Here is a 21,088-nt window from a genome sequence, read left to right as displayed (position 1 = left end):
TGCGTCTGCACTAGCAGCTGCTGCCTCAACATCTTCTGATTTAACTTCACTATTTTTAATTGTTTTTTTTGTTGTTGCTCTCTTTGTTACTTTTTTCTCCACTTTCACTTCTTCCATTTCTCCTGACAATTCATCTGTCTTCTTAGCCATTATAGACCATCCTTCCATAGTTAACCCTATTTTATCCTATTTTTGAAATATCATTACAATTCAACGTGAATATTTTGCAAAAGTATCTTTTCTTTCGCTATATTTTTCAATTCTTCCATATTATTAACATTTCTACTCTTATATTCAAGACTATTCTTTTTCACTTTAAATATAGTCTCATTAAGTGCCTTTTCCATCTCATTATCATTTAGTTCATCGCTTAACTCAGAATTAAATAGTGCCGCCACTTCTTTATGTTCCTCTTCACTTTCATAAGTACTAATAATCGAAGCCGGATTTACATTTCCTGATTCAAGCTGCTGAAATAGTTTATTCGCAACATCATGAAAGAGTGGTTCAATGAAATCTTCTGGTGAAACATACTTTGTTATCTTTTGAAACAGTGGCACATCATTAATCATCCATGTAAGAAGAATCTTCTGCGCTTTTTTAACGCCATCCTCTTTTTCTTTCTTGAAAGTACTCTTTTTCGGCTCACCTATATTTTTTACGATTCCAACCATATTTCCATAGTTTGCTACCATTTTCCTTAAACTATCTACTGAAATCATATAATTATCTGCTACAGCCTCTATATAATTATTTCGCTCAAGTTCCTCAGGAAATTCAACAATTCTTTTTGAAATCTCATTGAAAAACTTTGTTTTGCTTTCAGGATCTTTCAAATCATATTCTAATTGCATCGTGGCAATCTCATACATGAAACTATTCATCGCTTTATCAATTCTCTCCTGAAAAGCCTCTGCTCCAAGTGCCTTGATAAATTCATCTGGATCTTTGTATGGCCGCATATCAATCACTCTTGTTGTAAGTCCAGCAGCTTTCAATATTGGTATTGACCGCAATGCCGCCTTAACACCAGCTTCATCACTATCATACGTAATTAGCACTTCATTCGCATATCGTTTCATAAGACTGGCTTGTCCCAATGTAAGTGCCGTACCTAACGAAGCAACAGCTTGATTAAATCCAGCTTGATGGAGTGATATAACGTCCATATACCCCTCGCAAATAATCAAGTTCGGTTTCCTAGATATTCTTGCAATATTTAACCCGTATAAATTACGGCTTTTGTCAAACAGTTTCGTTTCTGGCGAATTGAGATACTTTGGTTTTGCATCTCCCATAACTCGTCCACCAAATCCAACCACTTTGTTGTTCACATCCATAATTGGGAATATAATACGATTCCAGAATTTGTCATTCACACCACTATTGTATGAGTTCTCGTATGAAAACAATCCAGTTTCTTTTAATATATCGTCTTGATATCCCTTGCTCTTAAAATATTTGTATAAATCATCACTATACATATTTGAGTATCCAAGGCCAAACTGATTAATTGTTTCATCACTTAGTTCTCGATTACTTAAATAATCCTTGGCTTTTTTACCATTCTCAATTTGTAATTGATGATAAAAATAGGTTGCCGCCAGCTTATTTATCTCAAACAGTTTAGACTTTAAATCAAATGCTCGCCTATTTTCTTCTGAATATTCTACTTCCGGTAATTTAATACCAGCTCTATCCGCCAATAGCTTTACGGCTTCAACAAATGTAAAATTTTCATACTCCATTATAAACGTAATTACATTTCCACCTGCTCCACATCCGAAACAATAGTACATCTGTTTATGTGGTGCAACCGAAAACGATCCCGATTTCTCATTATGAAATGGGCAAAGTCCAAAATAAGAACTTCCCTTTTTTTGTAATTTTACATAACCGGATATTACATCAAAAATGTCATTTCTAGATCTTATTTCTTCTATAACTTCTTCTGGATAAAACATAATTAACCTCACTTGTCATGTATGAGAATGCATAGCATTCTTAAACGCGAATCTTTGATTCGTCTTTAGCCCTTCCATGCTTTTGGAATAAATATTTCTTGAAATCTTGCGACAGAATATTGATCACTCATTCCAGCAATATAATCACATACTACACGTTCTGGTGTTTCACCTCTTTGTTCGATAAACTTAAAATAATTTTCTGGTAGTTCATCAATATTACTCATGTAGTAGTTATATAATTCTGTAATCAGCTTATATGCTTTGGTTTCTTCGCATTTTGCCATAGGATTAAGGTACAGACTTGAAAACATAAACTTTCTGAGTTCAGTCATTGCTGCCTCAACACTTTCTGACATAAAAATATCTGGTCTATCATAACTATTCGTTACAATATCATTAATCAAAGTATTCAGTCTTGTTTTTGTACTATTCCCAAGTATTTTTGAATACTCTACAGGAATATCTTCTTCACTGAATATTTTTGCTCTAATTGCATCATCAATATCATGATTCACATAAGCAATCTTATCTGACAAACGAACAATTTTACCTTCAAGCGTTGATGGTTTTCCCGATGTTCTGTGATTAAGGATTCCATCTCTTACTTCTTTTGTAAGATTTAATCCCAATCCATCTTTTTCTAAAAATTCAACTACTCGAATGCTCTGTTTATAATGAGCAAATCCTGTAGGGCATAGCTCATTCAAGGTTCTTTCGCCCGCATGACCAAATGGTGTATGACCTAAATCATGTCCTAACGCAATTGCTTCTGTTAAATCTTCATTCATTTTTAATGCTCGTGCAATGCTCCTAGCAATCTGAGAGACTTCTAATGTATGAGTGAGTCTTGTTCTATAATGATCTCCTTCTGGTGCCAAAAAGACTTGTGTCTTATGTTTTAACCTTCGAAATGATTTACAATGAATAATCCTGTCCCTATCTCTTTGATAAATAGTCCTCATTGTACAAGATTCTTCTTGTCTATCACGGCCCTGTGACTCGTCACTAAATGCTGCATATGTACTGAAATATTCGTGTTCCTTTTGTTCTTGATCTTCTCTAATATTCATTTTGGCTATCCTTCTTTTTTCAAATTCCTTGAAAACCGCCTATACTCTTATATTCTATGCAATATTAATATTTCCTTTATTTTTTTCTCCTAGCACGCACCTTCCTAATCTTTTTACCACAAACAAAAAAGTTTGGTCTTTGTAATCCCAAACTTTTTTTTATAAAATATTAAGTTTCAATAATTTTTTAAGATTCTTAATCAGCTAATTACTCCACCTACGATTCCACCAAACGAACAAACTAATGCAGCCTTCATAGCAGATGCACCATTTACATAGACTCCTTTGTGTACAATAAATGCTATAAGGGAAAGTACCACGAAATACGTCAATCCTATCAGTAATCCCCATAACAATCTCCTATGCATCTTCTTCTTACCTATTATATATCCACCCGCTATTGTAGAGATAGCATATACAATTATAATTCCTATATCAATCTGTTCTTTTGACAATTGCATTTTATATAATCCAAATGCTAATAAAACCAACAATACTCCTGTTATAACATATGTAATTAATACTACCTTTAGAATATCTACCATTTTTGCTGACATTATACAATCTCCCTCTTGCGCACTATTTTAATATCTATTGCTCTTTTTAACTCTCATTTTCCTAATGGCCTAATTTAGACCTTTTATCAGCTTATAAGCGACGAATATAAGTCATATTTCTAATATTTTGTTTACTATAATATATACGATACAATTACTATATTTATGACTACTTTCTTGACATCTGTTTCATAATACTGTAAAATTCACATTATTAAACAATATTTTAGAAGAAATAGGAGATAAATCTTTTTGGACCCCAGTAGTGTCATACAAATTATAATAATTATTATATTATTAATGTTATCAGCTTTTTTTTCATCAGCGGAGACTGCATTTACAACTATCAATAGAATTCATATTCGTTCACTTGCAGAAGATGGTAATAAACGAGCAAAAAAAGTTGCCGAACTTCTTGAAAATTCAGGAAAACTGTTAAGTGCCGTTTTAATCGGAAATACCATTGTTAACATTTCTGCATCTGCGATTGTTACAGCTTTCGTTATTAATTCATTCGGAAGTGAAGCAACAGGTATTGTAACAGGTATTGCAACTGGCATATTAACTATCCTCGTACTTATTTTTGGTGAAATCGCCCCAAAGACAGCTGCAACGATTCATGCCGAAAAGTTAGCACTTTCTTATGCAAAACCCATCTCATTTGTGATGTTTGTACTCACCCCAGTAATAATTATTATAAATAAGCTTTCAAAATATGCCCTTAAGTTCTTTGGAATTGATTCTTCTAAAAAGAAGAAGTTAATGACTGAAGATGAACTTAGAACGATTGTTACAGTTGGTCATGAAGATGGTATTATTGAAAGTGAAGAAAGACGTATTATCAACAACTTATTTGATTTTGGAGATTCACAAGCGAAAGATATTATGATTCCGAGAATTGATATGACTTTAGCTAGTGTTGATAGTACATATGACGAAATATTGGAAATATTTCGAAGTGAAAAATATACAAGAATTCCTATTTATGAAGATACCGTTGATAATGTAATTGGCATCATTAACGTAAAAGACCTTTTGTTATTTGATACTCGTGATGCATTTAACATTCGCGGTATTTTAAGAGAGCCATATTTTACTTATGAATACAAAAATACAGCCGAATTACTTGCCGAACTTAGAAAGACTTCTAATAATATTACAATTGTTATAGATGAATACGGTTCAACTGTTGGTATGATTACGCTTGAGGATTTACTTGAAGAAATAGTTGGTGAAATCAGAGATGAATATGACGATGACGAACACGACTCCATCCAAAAGATTAATGATAATGAATATAGACTTGATGGCTATACTAAACTTGATGATTTAAACGATTTTCTTGCCCTTGATATTGAATCAGAAGATTATGATTCAATTGGCGGTTTTATAATTGAAAAGCTAGATAGATTACCAATTGTAAATGATTACATTGAATTACCTGGAATAAGACTGGTTGTAGAGTCTGCTTCAAATAATCGTATTGAAACAGTTCATCTTTACCTAGGACCAACAAGCTTAGGTGCTACGCCAGAAACTTTATAACGCTAAAACAACTTATTATGTCTTGCAGCAGTCGAAGAATTTAACTCATCTTCGACTGTTTTTTTTTATTGTTTATTTCTTTCTATTCTCATATGTAATTGCTATCTATTCTTACAATTACTAAATTCAATTAAAAATGTATTTAAGGCTGTAGCTTCCTGAATATTTCCGATGCCATGTGTATTTATGTATTCTTTGACTTTTTTAATCTCTTCAGAGTTAAATGACCAAGATTGATAAATCTGATTCTGGCTAATACTACCTGGTTTCGTATACGAATATTCAATTCCAAACACATTCGTAAAATTGTTCTCTTCGACAAGACTTTTCCTGTTTTTCATAACTTTATCTAGTATCTCTGAATAAGAGGCGCTTGTTTTCCATATTGAATTTTCACCTAATCCACCTTCTGTCGTACTTTTTTGGTAATAATCTTCGTTAATGAATCGCACATATTTATTTTCTTGCACGAGTTTTGTAGTTGTGTCAACAATATATACAGTAGTCGTTGTATAGGATGTATTACCTGCGCTATCAGTCACCTGATATTTCACTAGCGTTGAACCGTCTGAAGTGAATTGTTTGAATTCGTATGGGTTATAATCAGTTACTTTTAATACTTGTTCCGAACTGCTATCCCAATCATCAGTAACTAGAACATATTTTAATAAGTCGGCTTCGGTAATTTTTCCACTTTTGGCATCTTCTAAGGTGTAATAGCTATCCGTTCCGCTAATAATAGGGCAGTCATCCCATATTGCATATAATGTAAGTTCCGTCGTGCCTGCATTTATAGTAATCAAATCATTTTCCATATATAGGGGATTTCTTGCTTTGTAATCCGTATCCCAACCAAGGAATTGGCTTTTTCCAGCAGCATTTTCTTTTGTATACGTATGCGTCGGAAGGGGTATTGTAGGAATATTATATATAACATCAGACATTATGCCGGTACCACCATTGCCATTGAATTTAATAATGAATTTGCCTAGCTTGTAAAAATAATTGATGGTGGCTTGTCCATCCGCTGTCACATTAATTGCCTGAACACTTGGGGTATTAAAACCGATATAATCTTTTGTGGTAGGATTATAATTTTGTCCTATAATGCCTAAATAGATATCCGTATCAGTAAGTCTATATGTTTTGTTATCGTTATTCATTTTAAAATGATTTGCCGTATATTTAGCGCAAATCATTTGTTGATACGTATTTCCAGCTAAATCCGTAACTATAACATAATAATAATCTTGATAATCTATATTATTAAACGTGTAATTCACTTCACAGGTAGAGTCCCCATCCCCATTGACTTGATTCAATAATTGATTATTACTGTCATAAAAACTTAGTGTATTTATACCGCTCAAATAATCATTTGCAATAACTTTAATAGATGTCATTTTTTCACTTGGATTATAAGTTGCTTTAATATTGTCTGGATTAATAGTTGGAGCAGTTTTATCAATTTCAACTGAATTCGTTGCCTCGGCATAATTTCCTGCATCATCGTACGCGATACATTTCCAATGTGTTATCCCTTCATTTGTAACCCAGTAATATCGATCAGTATTATTTTTCCAACTCTCCACCCATGCTCCTGTATCATTGTTATATAAATTATAATGAGTAGTGGTTCCACTTGTATTACTTGATGTAATATGTACAGGCACATTTTGATTAGTCCATGAATAATCAGGCATATCTACCTTTAATACAGATTTGTTAATCAAAACGGTTGTTACCTGAGTTCTTGAATTACCAGCATTGTCTGTGGCTGTTATATAATAGCATTTTGAAGTTCCCTCAACGACTACAGTGAAATCAAGGGAAGCATTATAATTATCACCATTATATGTTTGAGAAATAGGAATTCCATAGTGGCTTGCTCTTTTATTTACTGCTTCGCGTGATTCATAAAGTACGTGCCCTAGCCAATTCCTTGAGCTTCCTGTCGCAAGTGCATAGGAATAATTATTAAAGCCCTCCCCATCTGGTTCTCTATCTAATATTACATCATATAGCATATATATATAATCGTGATCACTATAAGTGTATATATATTTATCTATAAATTCATTATTTTCAAATAATCCCCAAAAAATATCACCGACTTCAAGATTATTATTGATCTTATTATTTCGCCAAGCTTTTTTTTCGGCAGATGTTGCTTGTCGCAAGAACAAATTTTCATATACCTTATCAATATAATTTTCTTGCATGTCTTTAATCCATTGATATTCACTTGTAAAATTTTGCTCAAGAAAAACATTTCCATTTGAATCTGCTACACTTACTTTTGACAATCCACTAAGTGTTTCTGCAAAATCAACACTCACATTGACTTTACTATTCTCGCCTTTGATGCTTACATCCTTGTTCGTATTATTGTTTATAGTTATGTTTGGTGGCGTTTTATCTATATTAATCGTAAAATCTCTATACGATGTATTCCCTGCATTATCACTAGCTTTTAACCTATATGTTTTGATTTGGTCTGCTATAAATGGAAATGATAAAGAATTTTCTCCATAGGTTAATAAAGTTAATCCATCATATAATTCAAGATTTTTCATTCCACTTTCATAATCAACTGCAGATGCTGTTATCTCTACATTCTGATTGATCCAACCATATGGATTTTGTACGTTTATCGTCGGAGGATTTATATCCTCCCATAGCGCGGACATTGTTAATACTTCGCCATGTGTGGCTGTTAAATTAGTAAACGATTGACCCAAACTATATATTTGATTCATCTCTATATTTTTCCATCCTGATAAACGCCATCCTGGTCTTGTATAACCACTATTGCTCAGATTGTAACTTGAATTATATAAGCAGTTTAAATCATTAATTGTTCCGCTTCCACCGTTTGGGTCATACGTAATTGTATATTCATTAGGATGGCCGTAACAATGATTATGAGGATAATTATATCCGCCACCATAACCAAATTCCCACCCTGCATACCATCCACTATTGCCAAATGCATCTTTATCCTCATAACCAAAATTGGAACATTTCGTTTGGTAACGAATGCCGGTAATAACATAGCAGTTTTCATAGTCACACCAAAATCCATAATAATTAATTTTTAACCTGGCCAATAAACCATCAAGCGGGCAAGACATGAACGTATAGACTGGTAGGTAGTTGGTATCATGGGATAACATTAATTCGCTATCAAAACCTAATCCTGCCCCCTCCATATTATTTAAGAAATCAATTAAATCATTCTTGCCACATGCAAATTCAACCTTTGAAACGTCAATGTAATTATAGTCATGTTCGTCACATAAATAGGTTTCTTTTGAACCATAATCATTATTTACAGAATTGGAATCAGTATAGGTGCTACTGTTAACAAAAGTGCTCCATTGATAGTTACCGCCTTTAATTACCTGTTTAGTCCAAAATTCATTCGTGATATCATATGATACATGTGTTACCGTACATCCATCATTTCTATCAATTTGGTATCCTGTAGTATTACGGTAATCAGCGGCGTATGTAATGGATTGTAATAACATAGTTATTATAATTATTAACCACACAGTAAGTACTTTTTTATTGTTTTTCACCATTATTCTTCCTTTCCTATTCACATAAACCTTAGTACTGCGTTATTTATTATTTAATTTAAATCAACACTTACAACACAAACTAGAAGACCATTATAATAACCAAAATCACTTAACTCAACTCCAACAACACCATTTCCGCCTTTTGATTTTCCGTAATCACTAAATTCCTTCATGGTAGATGTAAGTCCTAAAAGGGAATTGAATTTTGGTTTTACACCATAACTCAATGCATCTTCTGCGTAAGCAATGCAATAAGCGATGGGTGATTCTGTCAATTTAAAATATTCATAAGGCCGATGGTTTCCATACTCAGTTTTATCTTGAATAAGCCCGGTTGTTGTACAATTGGTATAGTAACCATAAGTCCGCCCTGTTGTTGCTACAGGTGCTTCTGTTGGAGGCGCTTCAATTGGAGTTATAGGTGCTTCAGTAGGCGCAGGTACTTGTGAAGAGGATTCCGTTGTGGCCTGCGTTGACATTTGCGCTTCCGTAGGCTTCTCTGTTACTAATTGTGTCGCTGTTTGAATTTCCTTAGTACTACCGTCTGGTGAGGTTTCTATTCTATATCCATCAGTTTTAGTAAGAATAACCGTACCATCTATTTTAGTCTCAGTAATAGTACCATCTATTGCGGTTTTGATAACAGTACCATTTGCTTGAATTTCTTTTGTAGTACCATCACTAGACCTTTCGATTGTCGTACCATCACTAGATTTCTCAATGATAGTGCCATCGGGCAAAGTGGTTATTGTTTTTTTGTCGGCTGTTGTTTCTTTACTAATCGTAGTTGCCGACTGACTAATGTTTTCACTTACATTTGAAGTACTTGTTTTTGAGTTACAAGCGCATAATAACAAAATTGATAACAAATAAAAAAGCTTGATTTTTGATTTTTTCAAATATCTGTCCCCCATCTCCTTTTATTCACTACTTTTTTTACTACTTTTTTTACCACTTTTTTTACTACTTTTTTTCACTCCTCCATTTTCTTTTATGTATTCCTTATATTTTCAGAACTTTTAATTTAATTGAATTCTGCATATAAGGAAATATCTTCATTAACCTTTACTTTGTTCTGGTCTGAATCCATCAATATATATTGGGAACCATTTAATGTCCATTCGATAAATGCTTTACCATCTATAGACGGACTTTGAGGTATGATGATTTCGCAACCTTTTTTGATAGAAAATTCTTTATATATAATATTGGTACCATTACCAGGTATCATGTATGTGATTTTTACTTGTCTGTTTGCTTCGGTTAGGCTACTGTCAATGTCCTGTTCAAATATTACAGTCTTTACGCAGGCTACAGTGGCCGGTTTCCCATTTGGATGTTGATAGTGCTCTATTACTTCGATAGATAATATCTTCTTTTCATAATCTATATCGAGTATATTAATAGTCACTGTAAAATCACTTTCAATTTGTACTAAAAGTGCCTCTGTAAAATCTGCAATAAATTCTTCGTTATTTGATATTTTATATTTATTATCAACAAGCGCTTGCATAGAGCTTTCAATTGCGCTGCTGAGGCTGTCCACTGTCTCCTCCTTTCTAATACGTCTCCCATCAATAGTATAAATAATAGACATCGAAATGACAATAAAAAAAACAAAACACATTCCTAAAATTGTATTTTTCACTTTAATCCAAGCCTCCTTTTTAATTGACGGGTATATTTATTATGGCCGTACTTTCTTTTTGTTCATTATCTAATAAAAAAAATGTAATTGTATATATATCTGTATGATTAAATTTAATTGTTCTGAGTTGCTTATTATATAGATACATAAAACTATTGCCATTTTTATCTGTAATGTCCAAAATCTTACAATGACTTTCATCTATACTGTTTGCATCGATTACATTATCTTTGCTATTAAATTTTACCTTGAAGTAATTTAATATTTCAATATCTTTATCTTTTATTAAATTCTCTAATTCAGCTTTTTCAAAATAGATTTCAGGTTTTTTCAAAGCCACTACACTTTCAAATACCGCTGAATCCGATGCACAATACGAAGCACTCTCAATGGTTGAAGCCATACCTAAAACTTCAAAGATTCCTGTGTGAGTTTTTCCATTTGAGGTAAAACTTATGTTATTTAAAATAATCAATAGACCAAGAACAACAACCGCCATAATAAATGAAGTTCCCAAAACTTTTAGTATTTGTTTCAATGTTTTCTCCTAACACATACCATTAGATATGCTTAATATGATATTCCCAATTGTTCCTCCAAAAAAGATTCCAGCAACTAATACAATAAAAAGAAATACTTCAATAGCGGCTGTGATTTGATTTCCATATTCTTCAAAAATTTGGCTTAACATAATTTTTTCTCACTCCTTTAATATAAAGATACAACAATTAATGCTGTAGTTAACATTGATCCAATCATTGTTCCAATCACATAATTAATCAAGGATTCCCCATATTCATCCATTATACTTTTCATATTTCCCCTCTTTTCTCAGTACTTTCAAAAGCTCACTTTCCTCGATTGAAAAATATTGTTAATATCATTTTTCAAAATATAAATATTTCATAAATAAGAAGGTATCGCCTACCTTGCATATCCGCGAAGCTCATGTTCTATTAATACATTAACAAGTTTGATAGAATAGTTGTATTTTAAAATAACTTCTACTGCTATCGTTTTCCCTATATCATCTTTTATAGACTTCGTTACTAATTCATAATGATAGATTTTTGCATTCGTCTTGCAGGCTTCTATCACACTATCAGAGAGATTACTATTTTCCATTTGATCTATAACATAATTTTTGTAATCCCTTGAATTTGAGATATCAATATCTGCAGTTATGATACCAATCAGTATGAGTACACCAAGAAATATTAAAAATAATGTTAGATATGTTTTAAATACTTGTGACATATATCCTCCTTAAACTATTGAATTACTCATAGATATGAAAGTTATGAGCATAACTACCATGTCTATGGATAGTTTAAATGTACCAACCAAGGCGGGCGCACTGATATAAGCGCTCATAATTGCTAATTTATCGCTGTTTTTTATTTGTTCTGCCTTATCCATATACTTGTTAACTCTGGTAATAATCTGACGAAATTCATCCTCAATATTACCTCCTGAGGCTTCGCTAATGCAATATAATGAATTCATGGATTCTTTTACTTCCGATAAACAAAAATCACTTAGAAATTTATTGAATGGAGCTTCAGACGTGGGATTATCATCGAGTTCTTCTAATAACTGTTTAATAGCCGGTTTTAAAATAGGTGGGGCACCCTCATAGGATATAACAATTGCCATGTGAACATTTTCATTTTGCATTAATAATGCTATATTCAATAACCAGGTCGGAAATACTTTACTTATTTCCTTTATCAAATTCTTTTTTTCGATTTTATAACCGAGCTTATACGCATTCAAGAAAAACATAGCCGTTGCTAAACCAACAAATAATATAACTTTTAAATTAAAAAAAGCAAATAAAATTGCTGTCCCAAGTGCTGGTATCGCTGCGTATATAACACTTTTTACTCTTTCCTTTTGCATATCAATATGAATAAAATCGTTATATCTTTTCTCTATTTTTAAGTTATCTTGAATAAGATCATACTCAAGCCAATTCGTGCTGAGCTGATTGTTTACCTTTGTATAAAAAAACAAAAGAAAAATAATTAATGCTATTGCTGACCATTGCACAAATATATTACCGCTTATATCCATATTACCTATGTTTCCAATCATAAATGGTAAATATAGAATTGTTAAGCATAACCCTAATGTCATAATGAGTGCTATAATCACATTCTTTTTGATAAGTTGCTTGTCTTGTTGTAATGATACAACTCTATTTGTCCAAAGTGCTCGATCATTCAGTAACATTTCAACCCCGAGTGATGGGTCCCCACCTTTCGATTCAACGTTTAGCATGAAGGAATGAAGTGTTTTTATTCTGCTATTGGGGAACTCTTTTTCAATTAATTTCAATGCTTCTTCTGATACATTTTTACTTTCGCAAGTGCGTATAATCTCTATAGCATTTTCGATCAAATTATGAATGTTTCCACTTGGGAACACATTTAAAGCTTCATTTAATGATGAATAAATTTTCTTTGACTTCTTAAAAAAATACAACATTTTTTCCAGGTACAGATTAGCATCACTAAACTTCTTTTGTTCATAAATGCTCTTATATGAGCCAATAATAAGTCTGGATACAAATAGTGTAGATGCACCCATAATGGTTATGTAACCATAAATTGGTAACTTGAATAAATAAGCCGCCACCATACCTATAAATACCACTTTAATGTAACTGAACATTAATTCTTTGAAAGATAAAACATGGCCAAACTGTTCGATTTCAACAATAAGATTTTTATGTCTCAAATAGTAAAACATGCTTTTTCTTTTGGTTTTCTTATGTTTCATAATACTTCTCCTTTAGGACATCGGAAATCTCAAAATAGCTTATGCCTTTCAGTTTTATTTTTTTGCTTTGAGGTATCTCTTGCGTTATTATTTTGCCTTCCTCAACGATCATATATATTTTGTTTTCTTCTTTTTGAATATCTCTTTCAAAGAAGCATACCTGTTCGATGTATCTATGGTTCTTACCATCCTCGTCTTTCTTTTGATTTATCAAAATTCCAATATCCAAATTTTCATATACATTGCTTTTTAATCTTTCTGCATCTGCTCGAGTTGGCATCATATTAAGAATTCTATCAGGTATTTTTCTCGCATCATCTGTGTGCAGGGTAGAAAACCCCTTAACCCCATTTGACCAACATTCTATAAGTGATTTTGCTTCAGTTGATCTTACTTCCGATAAAAATATCCTTCTTGGGTTAAGTCTCATACAAGTCTTTAATGCATCAGTATAAGAAAAATCATCATTCACTTGTAATTCAATACCATCTGCATAGGGTTTCAGTTCTTTGTAATGCCACTCAGGAGAATCCTCAATTGTAATTACTCTCTGATCATCTGGTATAAACAATGATAAAAACTTTGCGAATTCTGTTTTTCCTACACCCGGTTCCCCTGCAATCATAAAATTAAACTTTGCAATACAACAATTAATCAGTAAATTTAAAATAGGTGAAATAGTATACTTGGAATCAATCAAATATTTATATGACATCCGTGGGGTTCGTGTGGTTTTACGAATACAACAGCATCTTCCAGAAATAGCCCTGGCTTCATGGACACATTCAATACGATAGTCCTCTGTTTCTGCTTCCAACACACAATTTTCTTGATTAAACAATTTAGAAACAGAATTAGAAACATGCGTAGTAAATGCTTGAATGAATGCTGGTGTTATTTCATGTTCTTCTTTGGGAATCATAATACTTTCGTTATATATATTTTTAATCCAGAGGTCTGAGCCATTCCAATCAACGTCAGTAATCTCATCATTTTTTAAATATTTAAAAAGTGGTTTCAGCCTTTCTTTTGTAATAACTCCTGTCATAATTTTGGTTTTATTTTCTGCCATTTTAAAATTAATCTCCTTTCAAAAAAGGAGCCAGTCCAATATATCCACATTGTACAAGCCCCCTCAATCTCCGACTGATTATATGCCGGAGCTAGTGCTTGCTTTGGTAAAGAAACTTGATAGTAGATCTGTAAATGCTGTTTTTACTGGGCCATTTGTCGCTAATAAAACTACTACAATCGCAATAATTAGCAATAAAACAACAACTGTTTTGATAGCACCACCATATTCATCAAAAATTTTAGCTAACATTCTTTTCCTCCTTTCATTTTTGAAATAACTTTTGGGATAACTTTTTGGGATTACTTTTCAGATAACTTTCCAGATAACTTTCCAGATAACTTTCCAGATAACTTTCCAGATAACTTTTCAGATATTTTTCTGATGAATAATACGCTAAAAATTCAGAATATAGCTGCCTCATATATTAACTTGCATTGGCATTCCGCATATTCATATTAATTTTTAACTTGAAAATAATTAGGATATTTTTTGAGATGAGATGAAAAAGAAGCACGCTAGCATGCAAATGAGTAAAACTTGAAACTTCATAAAGATCTTTAAGATAATATTATTATACATTTTATAGCATATATTGTAAAGCATTATTTACATTATTTTAGAACTATATTTACGTTATTTAGTATTTGCAAATGTGTTATTTATAAATATTCTATTAATGGTTTACATAAAAAATATGCTCCTCCCGTGTAAACGGATAGAGGAGCATATCAATATTTGATTCTCTAAATAACACTATTAATTTTTCAGGTACCGTGTTGATGCATATACAGTAACCCCATTATATATTAATTTTGACCAACCAGTACCCTCATTGAGTCCAGTTCTTTCAATAAATTCACCTGTTTTAAGTGTAGCTTTGGTTTCACCAACAGTTGTGCTCGGCAAATCTCTAAGGTTCACGGATTGAACATTAGAAGTTATCGTTACTTTGTCACTAATAGCAGTAAATACCATATTTTGGACTTTATACTTCTCTCCCTCTGCTGCAGTCGTCGGTGCCTGCGTTACCTTGACCTCAGTTGTCAGTAAATCTGTTTTTGCATAGACTGTCTCACCATTGTATACGAGTCTTGACCATTCATTATTGCCCTTACCTATTCCTGTTCTTGTGTAGAATGTACCATTGGTAATTGTTGCAACTAATGTACTCGTTGTATTAGCTTCCTTCCTGAGATTAGTTTCCTCTTTTGCAGTTACCTGATCAAAAACATCTGTATACGCGCTTACCTCTGCTGCCTTAGTTGCCGCAGGCGTCACTGGTACTGCCACCGCATTAACCTTATCAGTCAGTAATCTTGTCAACGAATATCCTGTTGTGCCATTAAATTCTAGTTTTGACCACCCATTATCACCATTACTGATTAATGTTGCGAACTCTCCATTTTTAATATTTGCGAGGATATCTCCCATTGTATTTGGTAGACTTCTTAAATTGGTATTCTCTTTTGCTGTCAGCTGTCCACTGGCTGCTGTAAATGTCACACCCAATTCCGGATTGTCTGCATTCGCAGCGCCACTTGTATCTTTGGGTTCCACTGCATTTTCATAGTAAAAATAAGCAATATTCATATCAACAAAACCATTGATACCTGTTACTTTTCCATTACATGTATACTGCCACATAGCGTTTGTTCCCGTATAAGAAGATTTTTCTGTCAATTGATCTGGATATTGTGCAACCCAAATTTTATAACTTGCACTGATTTTTTTAGTATCCCAATACGTTGAGTTATCAAGATCCGTCTTATTAGCGTAAAGCATCGGCTCATATCCTTCATTTTTTACATAATTAAGGAATGCAATTGCATAATCGGTTCTATTTGCATTACTAATCCCATACATCCTACTATCACTTTTCGTAAATCCTTCACAATTATATACTACTGGATATGTTATTTTATATTTCGCAATAGTATTAGTGGTCCATGCCGCTTCTTCTAATGCTTCTTCTTTTGTGGTCGCTGTTGAGAAGAAATATACACCAACCTTAATTCCTGCCTCATCTGCCATTTGCATATTGTACCTTGCATATGGATCTTCCACTATTGTCCCATTATTATCCGTTCTGTATCCTACTCTTATCATTGCGAAATCTATTTTTTTAGTTGCTGCCACTGCATCCCAGTCAACCTTTCCTTGGAATTTTGAGAGATCAATTCCATTGGACATAGAACTTGTTTTTTTCATATCAGTCGCACTCATTTGAGCTCCAGTGCCTTCCGAATTATTACCATTTTGTAATTGGGGATCATTGGGATCATCAATATCTCCGACTTCAGCAGGTATAACATCTACATATTCGTTTTTAGTTGTAGGTAACTGTGCGCCTGCATCACTCGTTTTACCGTTTTTACCTAAAAGAACAACTGTTGTAACTCCAATACAAATGACCGCAATAATAATTGAAACGATTATCACTCTCTTTTTGTTGTTTTTACAAATTTCAATTAACCCAATTAATTTTTCTTTAAAAATATTTTTTTTGCTATTCTCGTCTTCATCATCTTCATCTAAGTCATCTTCTAAATCTTCATCGTCTTCTGAATCTTCTATACCTTTCGAATCTTCATTGTCTTCTGAATCTTTATCTTCTTTAAAATATTTATCATTTTCACCAGTTATATCTTGTGAACTGTTTTTTTCATTTTTATTTTCATTGTTTTTGATTTCTTTTTTATCAGAATCCTTACCGTTATTAAAAAATTGATTTTCTTTTATCATAATATTTTCTCCCTTAATCCAATTTAAACAGATATTTATTGCGCCATCCTCTTTTTTATATATTTACCAAATATCTTACTTTTTAATCTAAATAAGCTGTTATTTATGCCGTCCCCATAAAGCTAGCTCTTTTATAACACTTATCCTTTTCCAACATTTAACCGCATCTACAATTAAATATAAATAAGGAAAGCGTCTAAGGAAGTATCTCACTTAGACGCTTTCTATTATTTTATTAATAAAGTGGATACTTGTCAGTTAATGTCTTAACTAATTCCATAGCCTTTTCTCTATTATTTTCAACATCATTAATAAGAAGTGCCATTGCCTCTGCAACAACATCCATATCTGCTGTATTAAATCCTCTAGTTGTAACGGCAGCTGAACCTAACCTAACGCCACTTGTAACAAATGGTGATGCTGGATCATTAGGAATTGTGTTTTTGTTACATGTAATATTTGCTGCATCAAGAAACTTCTCAACTTCTTTACCAGTAAGATTCTTATTTGTTAAATCTACCAGCATCAAGTGATTATCTGTACCACCTGAAACAAGTTTGAATCCTCTACCTATCAAGCCATTGGCAAGCGCTGCTGAATTCTCGACAACATTTTTAGCATAATCTTTGAAACTATCATCTAAAGCTTCTTTGAAACAAACTGCTTTCGCTGCAATTACATGCATCAAAGGTCCACCTTGGATACCTGGAAATACTGCTTTGTTAAAATTAAACTTCACACCGTTTTCTTTTGAACATAGAATCATACCACCTCTTGGGCCCCTTAATGTTTTGTGTGTTGTTGTTGTAACAACATCAGCATAAGGAATTGGACTTGGGTGTTGACCTCCAGCTACAAGACCAGCAATATGAGCCATATCTACCATCAAATAAGCGCCTACTTCATCAGCGATTTCTCTAAATTTCTTGAAATCTATAATTCTTGCATATGCACTCGCACCAGCAACGATAAGTTTTGGCTTGCATTCTTTTGCAATCTTCAAAACATTATCATAATCTATAAAACCATCTTCATTCACGCCGTAAGGAACGATGTTATAGTATTTTCCTGACATATTGACAGGTGAACCATGTGTTAAATGTCCGCCTGCATCAAGACTCATACCCATAAACGTATCGCCTGGCTCAAGCATTGCAAAAAACACTGCCATGTTAGCCTGTGCTCCTGAATGTGGCTGAACATTCGCATATCCACAATCAAATAACTTTTTCGCTCTTTCTATTGCAAGTGTTTCAATAACATCTACGTACTCGCATCCTCCATAATATCTCTTCCCTGGATATCCTTCAGCGTACTTGTTCGTTAATGGACTTCCCATTGCAGCCATAACCGCCTTACTTACAAGGTTTTCTGACGCGATTAACTCAATGTGGCTTCTTTGTCTTGCAATTTCATCATCCATAGCATTTGCTACTTCTGGATCGAAGTTCAAGACTTCATCAAATGAATACATTTTATACCTCCGTTATTATATAAATAATTTCTTGATGGCAAATATAATGCCTATATTAATGATACAACAACTGCAAAAAGCAATTATTATACGATAAACAAATCAATTGCTTGTGACAATGCACTCGCATTTTTATTTAAAGATTCAGCCGCTCTATTAAGATCTTCAACCGCTTCCATCTGCTTTGTTGCAGTTTCTGTAACTTCCTGTGCTGTTGCTGCTGTTTCCTCTGATACCGCTGAAATATTTTCTATCGCGAAAAGTGTCTCTGATTTTGTATCAGCAATATCATTAACACCACTTGCAATATTATTAACATTCGTAACAAGTTCTACTACTTGTGATTGAATATCAACAAATACTGCTAACGTATTTTTAAGCGACTTTTCTTGAACAGCTACAACACTCTCTGCCTGTTTTGCAGTAGTAACTGTTGCTTTTGTCTTTGAATCAATTTCTTCAATAATTATTCTAATCTTATTCGCTGATTCAACCGACTGGTCTGCAAGCTTACGAATCTCACCTGCAACAACCGCAAATCCTCTACCTGCATCCCCTGCTCTTGCAGCTTCAATTGAAGCATTCAGTGAAAGTAAATTAGTTTGTTCTGCAATCTCATTAATTACACCAATAATATTCCCAATTGATTTTGACGACTCTTGAAGTGCTTGTATACCAATTATTACCGCATTTGTAATATCTACTGTATCCTTTACATTTGAATTAAGCTCATCTATTGTATTCAGACCTGTTTGAACAATCTCTTTTGTACCTTCTGCTATTTCTGATATTTTGTTTGAATTATCAGATACAATATTAATCTTCTCAGAAAGCACGTCCATCTGACGCATACAGCTTTCTGAATCATTCGCCTGTTGAACAATACCTTTTTCAATGCCACTAATTGAATCTGTAATTCCTCGCGTTGCATCAAGTAATGTCATAGCGCTATCTGTTACAGTTTTAGCAGAATCATCAACCGTCAAGGAAACACTTTTTGTTTCTTCTATTAGTTGTTTCATTTTACCTATCATATTATTAATACTTTCAGCTAAAACTTTAAATTCATCTTTTCTTCTTGAATTAACAACGACAGTCAAATCGCCTTCTGCTGCTTTTTCAAGTTTTCCCATAATATTATGGATTGCTGTACTCATACTCGTTGCTATTATTCCACCAACCGCTAATGCAATACCAAATGCAATAATAACAGCAATAATAGTAATTAATTTAATGCTTCCTGCTTGAGCTATAATTACACTTTTGGGAATAACTGAGCATACCATAAATCCAGCATCATTTTTTGCATATATGAATAATTCGGTTACACCATTATACTTCACATATTGATATCCAGATTTGTCCTGTCCCTCTGCAGCTTTCTTATAGTAATCTTTATCTGCAAAGTAAACGGTATTACTATCTATATTGATATTCTGTCCAGCTACGATTTCTCCATTATCTGGAGCAACCAGGGCAACTATACTCTTATCTCCTAAATTAACATTATTAAGTGGGTCATTAACAAAATCTTTATTTAAATCAATAAATATATAACCAATGCTTTTTAAATTATTTCCCGTAAGTTGACGAGCATAACTTAATGCATATGTACTTGAACTCTTGCTATCTAAAAATATATGTTTTGAAAACCATGCTGTTTTATTGCTATCTATCACTTTTGCTTCGTCTGAAACAGAAAGACCTGAATATGTACTTTCTGTTGCTGTCAAAGTAGCAGTCGCAAGGGGCGTACCATACGAACCTATTACAAAAACATTAGAAATTGCATCACTACTACTAGCTATAGATGATATTTGATCTCTAAGCGTATTATATGTAGTTCCTTCTGCTGTTAAATCGCCAGTATATGACTTTGAATAATAATCTTTCAAAGTTTTGTTATTTGCCAAATCATTTGCTGATGTCCTAACATTCGAAAACATTAGGCTATAATAATCTGAAGTTTTTTGGATTGTTGACTGTGCTGATGTTTCGAAGCTTGAAACAATAGCTTTAGAAGCTGTCGAATATGACAAAACACCTAACATAATTATCAAAACTACTGGGATTAAAAAAGCACAGATTAATTTTACACGAATGCTTTGAAACTTTAGCATAAGTCTTGAATCTTTCTTAGTGGAAATCATATCCGACTTAAGCTCTTCAAATTCATCTCTTTTTTCATTCAATCCCTGCTCCATTTTTTCTTTTCTCAGATTGAACTTCATCTTCTTTGCTTCTTTATCTACCTTATTAAATTTAATACCTTTATGTTTTCCTAATGCGTCCTCTTGCAATAACATTTGAGAAACATTTTGATTTCCTTCAATGATCACATCTTCTTGAATCACTTCATCCGCTACCATCACTTCATCCGCTACCATCATATCATCCGCTACCACAACTTCATCATCCGTTTTAGTTGCAGATACCGTAGCTGACTCTTTTTCGGAAAGGTCAGTATTGCTATCAGTCACTATAACTTCATCTAGCGTTGATATAATATTTTTTTCATCTTTTGTATTTTCGCGAATATCATCTGTATTTTGAGGAATATTTCCAGTATCTTTAAGAATATCCTCTGTCGCTTTATTTTCATCCATCGTAAAAAAACCGCCTTTTTATTATATTTCTTC

General features: G+C 33.0%; 16 protein-coding genes. 1 reads left to right on the top strand and 15 read right to left on the bottom strand.

Going from position 1 to position 21,088, the window contains the following annotated elements; genetic code table 11:
• Positions 1–203: 203 nt before the first annotated feature.
• The 3 genes from dnaG to BMY18_RS10685 all read right to left on the bottom strand — a co-directional run bounded on the left by dnaG (position 204) and on the right by BMY18_RS10685 (position 3,594).
• Entirely contained in the window at positions 204–1,964 is a 1,761-nt protein-coding gene (dnaG, locus tag BMY18_RS10695; RefSeq protein WP_092453820.1) for a DNA primase, read from the bottom strand.
• 65 nt (positions 1,965–2,029) lie between these two features.
• Positions 2,030–3,037 carry a deoxyguanosinetriphosphate triphosphohydrolase gene (locus BMY18_RS10690; RefSeq protein ID WP_092453818.1) on the bottom strand — a complete coding sequence of 336 codons (1,008 nt, stop codon included), beginning with the start codon at positions 3,035–3,037 and terminating at the stop codon, positions 2,030–2,032.
• A gap of 200 nt (positions 3,038–3,237) precedes the next feature.
• Positions 3,238–3,594: a TIGR04086 family membrane protein gene (locus tag BMY18_RS10685; RefSeq protein WP_092453816.1), complete on the bottom strand. Its 357-nt coding sequence runs from the start codon at positions 3,592–3,594 to the stop codon at positions 3,238–3,240.
• 252 nt (positions 3,595–3,846) lie between these two features.
• On the opposite strand from BMY18_RS10685, the gene BMY18_RS10680 reads away from it, so the two are divergent.
• Positions 3,847–5,139, top strand: a complete 1,293-nt coding sequence (locus BMY18_RS10680) for an HlyC/CorC family transporter (RefSeq protein WP_092453813.1) — start codon at positions 3,847–3,849, stop codon at positions 5,137–5,139.
• 101 nt (positions 5,140–5,240) lie between these two features.
• Here BMY18_RS10680 and BMY18_RS10675 read toward each other — a convergent pair whose 3' ends face one another.
• From BMY18_RS10675 to BMY18_RS10630, 12 genes are all read right to left on the bottom strand, one after another.
• A complete protein-coding gene (locus BMY18_RS10675; protein ID WP_092453811.1) occupies positions 5,241–8,726 on the bottom strand; it encodes a DUF4214 domain-containing protein in 3,486 nt (1,161 codons plus the stop codon).
• 50 nt (positions 8,727–8,776) lie between these two features.
• The gene (locus BMY18_RS10670; protein WP_092453809.1) at positions 8,777–9,625 is read right to left on the bottom strand and encodes a hypothetical protein; all 849 of its coding nucleotides are present in this window, start codon (positions 9,623–9,625) and stop codon (positions 8,777–8,779) included.
• Positions 9,626–9,750: 125 nt separating this feature from the next.
• Positions 9,751–10,374: a hypothetical protein gene (locus BMY18_RS10665; RefSeq protein WP_092453807.1), complete on the bottom strand. Its 624-nt coding sequence runs from the start codon at positions 10,372–10,374 to the stop codon at positions 9,751–9,753.
• Positions 10,375–10,393: 19 nt separating this feature from the next.
• Positions 10,394–10,912, bottom strand: coding sequence for a hypothetical protein (locus BMY18_RS10660; RefSeq protein ID WP_092453805.1), 519 nt, complete (start codon positions 10,910–10,912; stop codon positions 10,394–10,396).
• 9 nt (positions 10,913–10,921) lie between these two features.
• A complete protein-coding gene (locus BMY18_RS21050) occupies positions 10,922–11,065 on the bottom strand; it encodes a hypothetical protein (RefSeq protein ID WP_170841375.1) in 144 nt (47 codons plus the stop codon).
• A 233-nt stretch (positions 11,066–11,298) separates the two neighbouring features.
• The gene (locus BMY18_RS10655) at positions 11,299–11,631 is read right to left on the bottom strand and encodes a hypothetical protein (RefSeq protein WP_092453803.1); all 333 of its coding nucleotides are present in this window, start codon (positions 11,629–11,631) and stop codon (positions 11,299–11,301) included.
• A gap of 9 nt (positions 11,632–11,640) precedes the next feature.
• Positions 11,641–13,158, bottom strand: a complete 1,518-nt coding sequence (locus BMY18_RS10650) for a hypothetical protein (RefSeq protein WP_092453802.1) — start codon at positions 13,156–13,158, stop codon at positions 11,641–11,643.
• Positions 13,148–14,230, bottom strand: a complete 1,083-nt coding sequence (locus BMY18_RS10645) for an ATPase, T2SS/T4P/T4SS family (protein ID WP_092453800.1) — start codon at positions 14,228–14,230, stop codon at positions 13,148–13,150. Before BMY18_RS10645 ends, BMY18_RS10650 begins: the two co-directional genes overlap by 11 nt.
• 78 nt (positions 14,231–14,308) lie before the next feature.
• Positions 14,309–14,482, bottom strand: a complete 174-nt coding sequence (locus tag BMY18_RS21045; RefSeq protein ID WP_170841374.1) for a hypothetical protein — start codon at positions 14,480–14,482, stop codon at positions 14,309–14,311.
• A 507-nt stretch (positions 14,483–14,989) separates the two neighbouring features.
• On the bottom strand, positions 14,990–16,975 hold the full coding sequence (locus tag BMY18_RS10640) for a GH25 family lysozyme (RefSeq protein ID WP_092453798.1): 1,986 nt from the start codon (positions 16,973–16,975) through the stop codon (positions 14,990–14,992).
• Between the two features lie 235 nt (positions 16,976–17,210).
• Complete coding sequence (glyA, locus tag BMY18_RS10635; protein ID WP_092453796.1) at positions 17,211–18,449, bottom strand: serine hydroxymethyltransferase; 1,239 nt, start codon at positions 18,447–18,449, stop codon at positions 17,211–17,213.
• An 86-nt stretch (positions 18,450–18,535) separates the two neighbouring features.
• Positions 18,536–21,055, bottom strand: coding sequence for a methyl-accepting chemotaxis protein (locus BMY18_RS10630; protein ID WP_092453794.1), 2,520 nt, complete (start codon positions 21,053–21,055; stop codon positions 18,536–18,538).
• Between the last annotated feature and the right edge of the window lie 33 nt (positions 21,056–21,088).

The sequence above is a fragment of the [Clostridium] fimetarium genome (genome assembly GCF_900111235.1).
Taxonomy (GTDB): Bacteria; Bacillota; Clostridia; order Lachnospirales; family Lachnospiraceae; genus Clostridium_N; species Clostridium_N fimetarium.
This window is presented reverse-complemented; position numbering and strand designations above follow the sequence as displayed.

Coding starts and splice junctions, on each gene's coding strand:
- BMY18_RS10685 (WP_092453816.1), bottom strand. CDS start 3,594: ATGTCAGCAAAAATGGTAGATATTCTAAAGGTAGTATTAATTACATAT.
- BMY18_RS10650 (WP_092453802.1), bottom strand. CDS start 13,158: ATGAAACATAAGAAAACCAAAAGAAAAAGCATGTTTTACTATTTGAGA.
- BMY18_RS21050 (WP_170841375.1), bottom strand. CDS start 11,065: ATGTTAAGCCAAATTTTTGAAGAATATGGAAATCAAATCACAGCCGCT.
- BMY18_RS10645 (WP_092453800.1), bottom strand. CDS start 14,230: ATGGCAGAAAATAAAACCAAAATTATGACAGGAGTTATTACAAAAGAA.
- BMY18_RS21045 (WP_170841374.1), bottom strand. CDS start 14,482: ATGTTAGCTAAAATTTTTGATGAATATGGTGGTGCTATCAAAACAGTT.
- BMY18_RS10640 (WP_092453798.1), bottom strand. CDS start 16,975: ATGATAAAAGAAAATCAATTTTTTAATAACGGTAAGGATTCTGATAAA.
- dnaG (WP_092453820.1), bottom strand. CDS start 1,964: ATGTTTTATCCAGAAGAAGTTATAGAAGAAATAAGATCTAGAAATGAC.
- BMY18_RS10630 (WP_092453794.1), bottom strand. CDS start 21,055: ATGGATGAAAATAAAGCGACAGAGGATATTCTTAAAGATACTGGAAAT.
- glyA (WP_092453796.1), bottom strand. CDS start 18,449: ATGTATTCATTTGATGAAGTCTTGAACTTCGATCCAGAAGTAGCAAAT.
- BMY18_RS10675 (WP_092453811.1), bottom strand. CDS start 8,726: ATGGTGAAAAACAATAAAAAAGTACTTACTGTGTGGTTAATAATTATA.
- BMY18_RS10655 (WP_092453803.1), bottom strand. CDS start 11,631: ATGTCACAAGTATTTAAAACATATCTAACATTATTTTTAATATTTCTT.
- BMY18_RS10690 (WP_092453818.1), bottom strand. CDS start 3,037: ATGAATATTAGAGAAGATCAAGAACAAAAGGAACACGAATATTTCAGT.